The organism is Knoellia aerolata DSM 18566, from assembly GCF_000768695.1.
In the GTDB taxonomy this organism is placed as follows: Bacteria; Actinomycetota; Actinomycetes; order Actinomycetales; family Dermatophilaceae; genus Knoellia; species Knoellia aerolata.
The window spans coordinates 1-10,428 of the sequence record NZ_AVPL01000089.1 but is presented as its reverse complement, the minus strand read 5'-3'; the positions used below and the strand labels follow the sequence as shown (position 1 = coordinate 10,428).

Here is a 10,428-nt window from a genome sequence, read left to right as displayed (position 1 = left end):
CGCTCCGGCCGGGGACGCCCTGGCCACGCAGCGGGTCACGCAGGACGCGACGCCCGCAGCCGCGAGGACGTCGGCGGCCGCCGCAGGACCGGTCATCGGCCTGCGGGGGCGCGGGTTCGGGCACGGTCGCGGGATGTCGCAGTGGGGCGCACGGGGCGCGGCCAGCCAGGGCCGGACCGCCGCGCAGATCCTCGACTTCTACTACCCGAGCACGACGACCTCGAACATCGGCAACCCCCACGTCCGGGTGCGCCTCACCGCGCTGGGCACCACCGCGACGACGGTCGCCGCCGAGGCCGGGCTGACGGTCACCGACGGCACCTGCACCGCCGCCCTGACCCAGACGGGGGCCGTGTCGTGGCGGGTCCTCAGGGCCGGCAGTGCGTGGACGCTCCAGGGCTACTACCCCAACGCGGCCGGCGTCAGCTCCTGGTGGGACCACCCCACCTCGTGCGCGGGGTTCGGCGCGGCCGCGGACCTCACCTTCGTCGGTGAGGGCTCGATCGGCGCCTCGACCCTCACCGTGCGCACCGCCGGGGGCAACCGCGTGTACCGCGGGGGGATCCGGGCGGCCAAGGACAACCGGCCCGGCCTCGTCGGGTTCACCGCCACGATCAACGTCGTCCCGATGGACCTCTACCTCCAGTCGGTCGTCCCGGCGGAGATGCCGGCGTCGTGGAGCCTCGAGGCGGTCAAGGCCCAGTCCGTCGCCGCCCGGACGTACGCCGCCGCGAAGCTCGGGGGCGCCTACACCTCGGACCTCTGCGACACGACGGCCTGCCAGGTCTACCCCGGGCTTTCCAGCTCCAACCCCGAGCACCCGAACTCGACCGCGGCGGTCACGGCCACGTCCGGCCAGGTCCGCACCTACGGCGGCTCGATGGCCCTGACCGAGTTCAGCTCGACCAACGGCGGCCAGACGGTCGCCTCGGGCCTGCCCTACCAGGTCGCCAAGGCCGACCCCTACGACGGCGTCCACACCGACGCCCCCGACACGTGGACCTACCTCACCATGCCGGTGAGCGCCATCGAGAACGCGTGGTCGTCGATCGGCACCTTCCGGTCGATGCAGGTGGTCCGCAACGGGAAGGGCGGCTGGTTCGGCGGCCGGGCGACCTCCCTCGTCCTGCAGGGGACGGCCGGGTCGCAGTCCGTCGACGCCGAGACGTTCCGGTCCAGGCTCAACCTCCGATCGACGTGGTTCGTCCCCCTCGGGTCGTCGGTCGGCACCGACTTCGCGGGCAACGGCTTCTCCGACCTCGTGGCGCGGGACGCGTCCGGCACGCTGTGGAACTACCCGACCGACGGCCGCGGCGGCTGGCTGGGCCGCACCAGGGTCGCCACCGGCTGGCCGGCGGTCCCCGAGGTCGTCGCCCCGGGAGACTTCTCCGGCGACGGCATCCCCGACCTCATGACCCGGTCGATGACGACCGGCGTGCTCACCCTGCACCAGGGCACGGGCAGCGGCACGATCGCGTCGTCGGGCAAGGTCGGCGGTGGGTGGAACACGTTCACCGCGATCCTCGCGCCCGGTGACCTCGACGGCGACGGCGCCGTGGACATCCTCGGCCGCGACTCGGCCGGCGTGATGTGGCTCTACCCCGGCACGGGGACCGGGAGCTGGAAGGCACGCGTGAGCAAGGGGTCCGGGTGGGGCAGCCTGCGCGAGCTCGAGGCGGTGGGTGACTTCGACGGCGACGGCGGCACCGACCTCATGGGCAAGAACGCGACCGGCGCCCTCTACCTCCTGCGCTTCTCCGCCTCGGGCGCCTATCTCGGTGCGAAGGTGGTCGGCAACGGCTTCGGTGGCTACTCGGCCTTCACGGGCCTCGGGGACGTCGACGGTGACGGCGCCGTCGACCTCGTCACCCGGGACGGCGCCGGCGTGCTCTGGGCCTACCGCGGCGACGGCGCCGGTGGCTTCCGGGTGCGCCTGGCCATCGGTCGGGGCTGGACCAGCCTGACGTTCGGGAGCTGATGACGCGCGGCTCCCCCGTGAGCCTCGCGCGCGAGTGAGAGGGTTGGCGCGTGGACGTCAGCACGGTGAGGGCCCTCGCGGCGCCGGAGGGGCAGGAGCTGCTGCGGTCGCTGCCTCCCTACAGCGAGGCCACGGTCCTCGGCCTCCAGGAGCGGCTGCGCCGCGCCGGTCACAGCCCCGAGCTCGCGGGGGCCGCCCTGACCCAGCAGCGCCTGCGTGCAAGAGCGCAGGAGAAGTTCGGTGAGTTCGCCGCCGACATGCTCTTCACCCCCGACGGGCTCGAGCAGGCGACCCGGCTCGAGGTGGCGGTCGCCCACGCCCACCGGTTCAGCCGGGGCAGCCTGGCCACGGTCCACGACCTCGGCTGCGGCATCGGGGCGGACGCCGTGACCCTGTCCTCGCTCGGGGTGACGGTGCGGGCGGTGGACGCCGACCCGGTGACCGCCGCCGTGGCGGACGCCAACCTCCGCCCGTGGCCCGACTCCCGTGCCCGCGTCGGTCGCGCCGAGGACGTCGACGTCGGGATCGACCCCGGACGCAACCGCGTCGGTGCGTGGCTCGACCCGGCCCGGCGGACCCGCGGCGTCGCCGACATCAGCGGACGGACGCGGCGCACCTTCCGCCTCGACGAGATCTCGCCCTCGTGGGACTTCGTCCGGCAGGTCGCGGCCGCGGTGCCCGCCACCGGTGCCAAGCTCAGCCCCGGACTCGACCACGCGGCGATCCCGGCGGGCACCGAGGCCCAGTGGACCTCGTGGGCGGGCGACGTCGTCGAGTGCGCGATCTGGTGGGGACCGCTCGTCGTGCGCCCGGGTCGTACCGCCCGCGTCATGGGCCCCGCCGCGGTGCCCGCCGTCGTCGACGAGTCGATGGCGGACCCGGTGGTCCCGCTCGCGGGCTCCCTGGCCGACGTCGGCACGTGGCTGCACGACGTCGACCGTGCGGTCATCCGGGCCGGGCTCGTCGGTGCCGTCACCCGGGCGACCGGCGGGGTGGAGTCCGACGAGGGCACCGGCTACGTGCTCACCTCGCGCGACACCACGCTCTCGTGGACCCGCCGGTATGCCGTCCACGAGGCGATGCCCTTCACCGTCAAGGTCCTGCGCGGATGGCTGCGCGAGCACGGCGTCACCGGGCTGACCATCAAGAAGCGCGGGATCCGGCTGGACGACGAGCAGCTGCGCCGCGACCTCAAGATCGGCACCAAGGCCGGCGACGGGGAGCAGTCGACGGTCGTGCTCACCCGCGTGGGCGGCTCCCCCGCGGCCCTCATCGTCTCCCCCGCCTGACCCCCGGTCCTCAACTCGCCAATTCCCCCGTTGGGTACACGGCGTGTCGGTGCCGAACGGGGGAATTGGCGAGTTGGGTACGGGTCAGAGGGCCGGGTCGGGCTGGGCGCCCTCGTGGCGCACCGCCGCGGCCCCGGCCGCCAGCGCCGCCTCGAGTGCTGCGGGACGGTCCGCGCCCGCCGCCAGCGCCGCCGCCAGGGCACCACAGAACGCGTCGCCCGCCCCCGTCGTGTCGACGACGTCGGCTGCGGTCACAGCGTGGGCCGGCGTGGCGTCGCCGTCCCAGGTCACGCCGTTGGCGCCGAAGGTCACGAGGAGCGACCCGGGCTCGGTCCCGGACTCCGCGAGCGCGACCATCTCGTGCTCGTTGGCGACCACCGGGTCGGCGAGGGCCACCACGTCGGTCGGCAGGGCGGCATACGGGGCGGTGTTGAGGACGACCCGCGCGCCCCGGTGAGCGGCGCGCCGGGCGGCGCTGCACACGACCGGCAGCGGGACCTCGAGCTGGAGGAGGAGCACGTCACCGGGACCGAGGTCGTCGACCGCGTGGACCTCCGCGTCACCCAGCGACGCGTTCGCCCCGGGGATGACGATGATGCTGTTCTCGCCGTGGTCGTCGACGGCGATGAGGGCGTGACCACTGGCCACACCCTCGACGACCCGCACCCGGCTCACGTCGATTCCCTTGTCCTGCAGACGATCTCGGTATGCCGTCCCGCCGGCGTCGTCCCCGACGCACCCCACCATGAGCACCTGGGCGCCTGCGGCCGCCGCGGCGACCGCCTGGTTGGCGCCCTTGCCCCCGGCGAGCCGGCTCAGACCGTCGCCGAGGAGGGTCTCGCCGGGGCGCGGGTGGCGTTCGACCCGGGTGACGAGGTCGACGTTGAGAGAGCCGAGGACCATGACCCGGCCCATCAGGGACCGCCCGCGACCGTGTCGAGCCAGAGCCGCGCGATCCGCGGACCGTCGGTCTCGAGCGCCACGTCGACCTGCGCGTGGGCGAGGCCGTGCGGGTCGTGGTCGAGGTCACCGGACCAGTCCCGGGTGTCGACGATGGTGCGGCCCCTGGTCCAGGTGCCCGCGAGCTCGACGCGGACCGGGAGGCGCTCGGTGCGCACCGCGCCCGGGTCGATGACGACGGCCACCGCGCCGGCGTCGCCGATGGTGGCGCTGTCGGCGCCGAACCGGTGGCTCATGAAGCGGACCAGACCCGCGGCCAGCGCACCGGGCCCGCGATCGTCGAGGGCCGCGAGCACCTCGGCGTCGGCGAGGGTGACCCGGGGCTCGTAGAAGACGTCGAGCCCGTACATCGTCACCGGCACGTCGTGGTCGGCGCTCGCGTCGAGCACCACCGCCGTGGCCTCCGGGTCGTGGAAGACGTTGAACTCGGCGGCCGCGGTGGCGTTGCTCACCATCGCGCCGCCGCCCATGAAGACGATCCGCCCGAGCCGCGCGAACGACCCCGGGTACATCCGCGCGAGCAGGGCGATGTTCGTCATGGGCGCGAGCGGGACGAGCGTCACGGGGTCCCCCGCCGCGTGGCCCTCCTCGATGCGGTCGCGGAGCAGGTCGACGGCGTGACGGGGGTCGGCCGTCATCGTGGGCGCGGGCCAGCCGAGGTCGGCCATGCCGTCGTCACCGTGCACGTGGCGGGCGTCCACCGGGCGCTCGAGGAGGGGGTGCGAGGCTCCGGCGCCGACCGGCACGTCGCCGCGCCCGCAGGCCTCGAGGACCGTGAGCGTGTTGCGGACGACGTCGCGCAGGGGTGCGTTGCCCCCGACGCAGGTCACCGCGCGCAGGTCCAGGTCGGGGTGGCGACTCGCGAGGATGACGGCGCACGCATCGTCGACGCCCGTGTCGACGTCGAGGATGACGGGGATGGGCATGCACCGAGGGTATGCCGTGCGTCGGCTAGCGTCGCTCCCGTGACTTCGCGCTCCACCTCCTCGTCCTTCCCCCGCCTCACCGCCGCCGTGGCCGCCTCCCTGGTGGGGCTGCTCGCGACCGGGTGCGGCGGCGGCGAGGCGGACGACCGCTCCACGGGGGCGGCGTCGGGAAGCGCCACGGGGACTGCCGCCGGGAGCGCCACGCGCACGACCCCGCCGACGACGGGCGGGTCCGTCGCCCCGAGCCCGTCCGGGTCCGCGGGAGGTCCCGTCACCGCCGGCGACTGCGCGCGAGAGAAGGCCGCCGGGCTCACCGAGGAGCAGTCGCTCGGCCAGCTCATGATGGTCGCCTTCGACACCGCGGCGCCGCGCACCGCCCTCGACGGCCTCATCGCCGAGCGCCACGTCGGCAACGTCATCTACCTCGGGGGATGGGACGGCGCGGCGCGCGTCAAGGAGGCGAGCACCCACCTCCAGGAGCAGGCCACGGACACCGCGACGGCCGGCATACCGCTGCTCCTCGCGGCCGACCAGGAGGGCGGCGAGGTGCGCCAGCTCCGGGGCGCGGGATTCACCGCGCCCCCGTCGGCGAAGGTGCAGGCGCAGATGTCGTCGCCCGAGCTCACCGCCGCCGCCACGACGTGGGCCCGCGAGCTCAGGGCCGTCGGTGTCAACGTCAACCTCGCCCCCGTCACGGACACGGTGCCCGCCGAGATCGGTCGGGCCAACGAGCCGATCGGGAAGTTCGGGCGCCAGTACGGCTCGGACCCCGGCACCGTGACGAAGGCGTCGACGGCGTTCCTCCGGGGCATGATCGACGGCGGAGTCATGGGGACCGTCAAGCACTTCCCCGGGCTCGGCCGGGTCGAGCGCAACACCGACTTCAACACGACCGGCATCACCGACACGGTGGCGACGAAGGACGACCCGTTCCTCGCGCCGTTCGCCGCAGGGGTGAAGGCGGGAGCCGGACTGGTCATGGTGAGCTCGGCGCGCTACCCCGGGCTGGACCCCACGAAGACGCAGGCGATGTTCAGCAAGCCGATCATCAGCGGGCTGCTCCGCGGCCAGATGGGCTACGACGGGGTCGTCGTCACCGACGACGTCAACGCCAAGGCGGTGCGTTCGATCCCCGCCGCGCAGCGGGCCGTGGACTACGTCGAGGCCGGGGGGGACATCCTGCTCACGGGCGACCCCGAGTCGGTGGGGCCGATGGTCGACGCGCTCGCCGCACGGGCCCTGGCCGACGAGGACTTCGCGACGCTCGTCGACACCTCCGTCCTGCGGGTGCTGGCCCTCAAGGAGCGGATGGGCCTCCTCCGCTGCCCCTGACCCGGGGACCGTTTTCCGGGGACGGCGGGAAACAGCGCCCGGGCAAGGGAACAGTTCCACTGCTCGGGACCCGTTTTCCGGGGACGGCGGAAAACGGTCCCCGGGTCAGGACTGGACCTGGGTCACCGGCATCGAGGAGTCGGCGGGCAGGTCGAGGCGGGAGGCCTCCCGGCCCTTGAGCACCATCTGGGTGCCGAGCGCCGCGACCATCGCGCCGTTGTCGGTGCACAGCCCGGGTCGCGGCACCCGCAGCTCGATGCCGGCGGCGTCGCAGCGGGACTGAGCCATCTCCCGCAGCCGCGAGTTGGCGGCGACCCCGCCCCCGATCTGCAGGTGCTGGGCGCCGTGCTCCTTGCAGGCCAGCACCGCCTTGCGCGTGAGGACGTCGACGACGGCCTCCTGGAACGACGCCGCCACGTCGGCGACCGGCACCGGCTCCCCCGCGGCCTCGCGCGCCTGCACCCAGCGCGACACCGAGGTCTTCAGCCCGGAGAAGGAGAAGTCGAAGCGGTGCCGCTCCATGTCGCGCCCGGTCGTCAGCCCCCGGGGGAAGTCGATGGTCACCTGGCCGCCGCGGGCCTCGCGGTCGATGTGGGGCCCGCCCGGGAACGGCAGCCCGAGCACGCGCGCCACCTTGTCGAAGGCCTCGCCGGCGGCGTCGTCGATGGTCGAGCCGAGGCTGCGGATGTCGTTCGTGACGTCGGGGACGAGCAGCAGCGACGAGTGCCCCCCGGACACGAGCAGCGCCAGCGTCGGCTCGGGCAACGGCCCGTGCTCGACGATGTCGACGGCGACGTGCGACGCGAGGTGGTTGACCCCGTAGAGCGGGATGCCGAGCGAGAGCGCCAGCGCCTTGGCCGACGCCACGCCCACCATGAGCGAGCCCGCGAGGCCGGGACCGGAGGTCACCGAGATCGCGTCGAGGTCCTTGAGAGCGACGCCGGCCTCGCGGCAGGCGCGCTCGATCGTCGGCACCATCTCCTCGAGGTGGGCCCGGCTGGCGACCTCGGGCACGACGCCACCGAAGCGCGCGTGGTCGTCGACGCTGCTCGCGACGGCGTCCACGAGCAGCGTCTCGCCGCGGACGATGCCGACACCGGTCTCGTCGCACGAGGTCTCGATCCCGAGCACCAGCGGCTGGTCGCTCATGGCCCAGCACCCCTCTCCCCCAACAGCTTGCGCATGACGACGGCGTCGACGTCGCCGGGCTGGTAGTAGCTGCGCCGGACGTTGAGCACCGCGTAGCCACGCCGGTCGTACAGCGCCCGCGCCGGTGCGTTGTCGGCCCGCACCTCGAGCATCAGGGCCTCGGCCCCACCGGCGGCGGCGCGCGCCTCGAGCTCGTCGAGCAGGCTCTCGCCGAGCCCTGACCCGCGGTGCCCGGGCGCCACCGCGACCGTCATGAGGTCGGCGACCTGACCGCCGTGGTCAATGCCTGCGTATGCCGCCAGCTCACCGTCGCGTTCCACCGTCACGTAGTCGCGGCGCGGGCGACCCGCGAGCTCGCCCCACCACGAGGCCTCGGTCCAGGCGTCGTCGGGGAACGCCTCGGTCTCGAGCCGGACGAGGTCGGGGATGTCGGTCCACGACATCTCGCGAAGGACGCTCATCGGGCCGCCCGCTCGGCGGTCGTCAGGGCGTCGGGGCGCCTCAGGTAGAGCGGTTCCACCGGCATCTCCTCGCCGTCTCGCGCCCGCTCCACCGCGAGGCGCGCGAGGACGGCGGCGTCGACGTCGAGCACCGGGACGGGGTCCGGGAACAGCTCCGGCCACAGGACCGGGCCGCGACCGACCGTGGGCAGCGCGCGCACGTCGTCGGTCAGGTCCGCCGGGCGCTCGACGGCCGGGAAGGTGAGCCGCTCCACGTGGCCGGAGCGGACGGCATACCGGGACCAGTAGACCTCCTTGCGCCGGGCGTCGGTGGCGACGAGGAGCTCGCCGTCCCGCACGGTCGGTGCGGCCTGGGCGGCGAGGACGTCGAGGCTGCAGATGCCGTGCACGGGCACGCCGAGGGCATGGCCCATCGTCAGCCCCGTGACGATGCCGACGCGCAGCCCGGTGAAGGGCCCCGGCCCGTTGCCGACGGCGACGGCCGTGAGGTCGGCCGGGCTGAGCGAGGCCGAGGCGAGGCACGACGCGATGAGCGGGCTCACCCACTCCGTGTGGGCCCGGGGGTCGATGTGCGACGCGGCGGCGAGGACGCGCGTGTCGTCGTGCAGGGCGACGGTGATCGCGGACGTCGACGTGTCGATGGCGAGGATCAGCACGGTGCGCCGGCCTGCCACCGCTCGCCGTGGCCGCTGACCGAGACGGTGCGGGCCTCGGTCTCGGGGTCGGCCTCGAGCACGACCTCGAGGCGGTCGTCCGAGAGGTCCTCGGCGAGCCCGTGGCCCCACTCGACGACAGTGACGCTGTCCTCGAGCGAGGTGTCGAGGTCGAGGTCGTCGAGCTCGTCGAGACCGGCCAGCCGGTAGGCGTCGACGTGCACGAGGGCGGGCCCGCCCACGAGCGAGGGGTGGACCCGGGCGATGACGAACGTCGGCGAGGTGATCGGGCCGCGCACCCCGAGTCCGGCGGCCAGTCCCTGGGTGAGGGTGGTCTTGCCGGCGCCGAGCCCGCCGGTGAGGATGACGAGGTCGCCGGGGCGCAGGGCCGCACCGAGGCCCTCACCGAAGGACCGGGTGTCCTCGGCCGTCGCCAGCACGCGAGCGGTCACGACGACACCGTCTCCGTGGCGCCGGCACCCGCCGCACCCGCCGCGCCCGCACCCGCCGCCGACGCGGAGCCCGCAGCCGTGGCCGTGGCCGTGGCCGCGGTCTTGGCCTTGCCCTTGCCCTGGGTCGCGGCCTTCGCCCGGGACCGCCGGACCTGGCGGCCCTTGGCGATGTCGAGGACGACCCGCCGCACCCGCGGCTTCTGCTGGACGCTGAGCCCGGACTCGAGGTCGGCCTCGGCGCGGTCGACGAGCGCGAGGATCTGCCCGGTGACGACCTCGGGGTGCTCGAGCATGATGAGGTGGCCGGCGTCGCGGACGATGACGTGCTCGGAGCCGGGGAGTCGCTCGACGATCTTCTCGCTCTGGTGCGGTGGCGTGAGCAGGTCGCCCTCGCCGTTGACGACGAGCACCTCGGTGTCGGTCAGCAAGGCGAGGGTGGCGAGCTCGTCGTGGGTCTGGATCGCCGGGATGAACGCCGCCATGACCTCGAACCGGGTCGAGAGGATGAGGTCGCCGGTGAACCGGATCAGCCCCTCGCTGACGGGCGAGTCGTAGGAGAAGCGGTCGACGACGACGTCCTCGATGTTGCGCCCGAGACGCCGCACCGGGGCGAGCCAGCGCTGGTGGGGCGCGAGCCGGGACAGCAGCCGGGGGCCGACCTGGCCGATCGCCCGCCCGACCAGCGGCCCGAAGCCGAGGTCGGTGAGCCCCTCGCCGCCGGCGGCGGTCGCGATGAACGCCACGGCGATCACCCGCTCGCGCACGAGGTCGGGGTGGTGGCGCGTCAGGGCCATCGTCGTCATGCCGCCCATCGAGTGGCCGACGAGGACGAGCGGGCCCTCCGGGCAGGCCGCGTCGATGACCGCACGCAGGTCGTGGGCGAGCTGGTCGATCGTCGAGTGCTCGATGTCCGAGACCTCGGACTCGCCGTGGCTGCGCTGGTCCCACAGCACGACCCGGTAGCCGGCCTGCGTGAACGCCCGCCGTTGCAGCACCCAGGAGCGCAGGCTGAGGCAGAAGCCGTGCGACATGACGATCGTCGGCAGGTCGGGGTCGAGGTCGTCCGGGGTGTCGATCTCCACGTGCAGGTTGAGCCCGTCGGTCGCGATGACCTTGAGGACCTCGTCGGGGGTGTGGGCGAACCCGTCGCGCGGGTCCAGGCTGCTGAGCCGGCGACGTTCGGCGGCCGCACGGTCGGCGGCGACGCCGGCCGCGGCGGCCCCGGCGG

At 74.2% G+C, this 10,428-nt stretch carries 10 protein-coding genes; 3 read left to right on the top strand and 7 right to left on the bottom strand.

Annotated elements, in window-relative coordinates; all coding sequences use genetic code 11:
* A partial coding sequence (locus N801_RS19990) for a SpoIID/LytB domain-containing protein (protein WP_156996899.1) occupies positions 1 to 1,978 on the top strand: 1,978 nt, incomplete at its 5' end.
* 50 nt (positions 1,979 to 2,028) lie between these two features.
* The gene (locus tag N801_RS17925; protein WP_035940655.1) at positions 2,029 to 3,267 is read left to right on the top strand and encodes a class I SAM-dependent methyltransferase; all 1,239 of its coding nucleotides are present in this window, start codon (positions 2,029 to 2,031) and stop codon (positions 3,265 to 3,267) included.
* An 84-nt stretch (positions 3,268 to 3,351) separates the two neighbouring features.
* On the opposite strand, the gene N801_RS17920 is transcribed toward N801_RS17925, so the two are convergent.
* Both N801_RS17920 and N801_RS17915 read right to left on the bottom strand, forming a co-directional pair.
* A complete protein-coding gene (locus N801_RS17920; RefSeq protein WP_035940653.1) occupies positions 3,352 to 4,182 on the bottom strand; it encodes a PfkB family carbohydrate kinase in 831 nt (276 codons plus the stop codon).
* Positions 4,182 to 5,153: a nucleoside hydrolase gene (locus N801_RS17915; protein WP_035940651.1), complete on the bottom strand. Its 972-nt coding sequence runs from the start codon at positions 5,151 to 5,153 to the stop codon at positions 4,182 to 4,184. Before N801_RS17915 ends, N801_RS17920 begins: the two co-directional genes overlap by 1 nt.
* Positions 5,154 to 5,192: 39 nt before the next feature.
* Between N801_RS17915 and N801_RS17910 the strand changes: the two genes are divergently transcribed.
* Entirely contained in the window at positions 5,193 to 6,485 is a 1,293-nt protein-coding gene (locus N801_RS17910) for a glycoside hydrolase family 3 N-terminal domain-containing protein (protein WP_084109225.1), read from the top strand.
* A 105-nt stretch (positions 6,486 to 6,590) separates the two neighbouring features.
* Here the strand turns inward: N801_RS17910 and tsaD are convergent, their stop codons facing one another.
* The 5 genes from tsaD to N801_RS17885 form a co-directional block, all read right to left on the bottom strand.
* Positions 6,591 to 7,634: a tRNA (adenosine(37)-N6)-threonylcarbamoyltransferase complex transferase subunit TsaD gene (gene tsaD / locus N801_RS17905; protein WP_035940649.1), complete on the bottom strand. Its 1,044-nt coding sequence runs from the start codon at positions 7,632 to 7,634 to the stop codon at positions 6,591 to 6,593.
* A complete protein-coding gene (gene rimI / locus N801_RS17900; protein WP_035940646.1) occupies positions 7,631 to 8,095 on the bottom strand; it encodes a ribosomal protein S18-alanine N-acetyltransferase in 465 nt (154 codons plus the stop codon). Before rimI ends, tsaD begins: the two co-directional genes overlap by 4 nt.
* Positions 8,092 to 8,751, bottom strand: coding sequence for a tRNA (adenosine(37)-N6)-threonylcarbamoyltransferase complex dimerization subunit type 1 TsaB (gene tsaB / locus N801_RS17895; RefSeq protein ID WP_035940658.1), 660 nt, complete (start codon positions 8,749 to 8,751; stop codon positions 8,092 to 8,094). Before tsaB ends, rimI begins: the two co-directional genes overlap by 4 nt.
* Positions 8,745 to 9,200, bottom strand: a complete 456-nt coding sequence (tsaE, locus tag N801_RS17890) for a tRNA (adenosine(37)-N6)-threonylcarbamoyltransferase complex ATPase subunit type 1 TsaE (RefSeq protein ID WP_035940644.1) — start codon at positions 9,198 to 9,200, stop codon at positions 8,745 to 8,747. Before tsaE ends, tsaB begins: the two co-directional genes overlap by 7 nt.
* The coding region (locus N801_RS17885) for an alpha/beta fold hydrolase (protein WP_156996898.1) at positions 9,197 to 10,428 on the bottom strand (1,232 nt) is incomplete at its 5' end. The genes tsaE and N801_RS17885, both read right to left, overlap by 4 nt.

Coding starts and splice junctions, on each gene's coding strand:
- tsaD (WP_035940649.1), bottom strand. CDS start 7,634: ATGAGCGACCAGCCGCTGGTGCTCGGGATCGAGACCTCGTGCGACGAG.
- rimI (WP_035940646.1), bottom strand. CDS start 8,095: ATGAGCGTCCTTCGCGAGATGTCGTGGACCGACATCCCCGACCTCGTC.
- N801_RS17915 (WP_035940651.1), bottom strand. CDS start 5,153: ATGCCCATCCCCGTCATCCTCGACGTCGACACGGGCGTCGACGATGCG.
- N801_RS17920 (WP_035940653.1), bottom strand. CDS start 4,182: ATGGGCCGGGTCATGGTCCTCGGCTCTCTCAACGTCGACCTCGTCACC.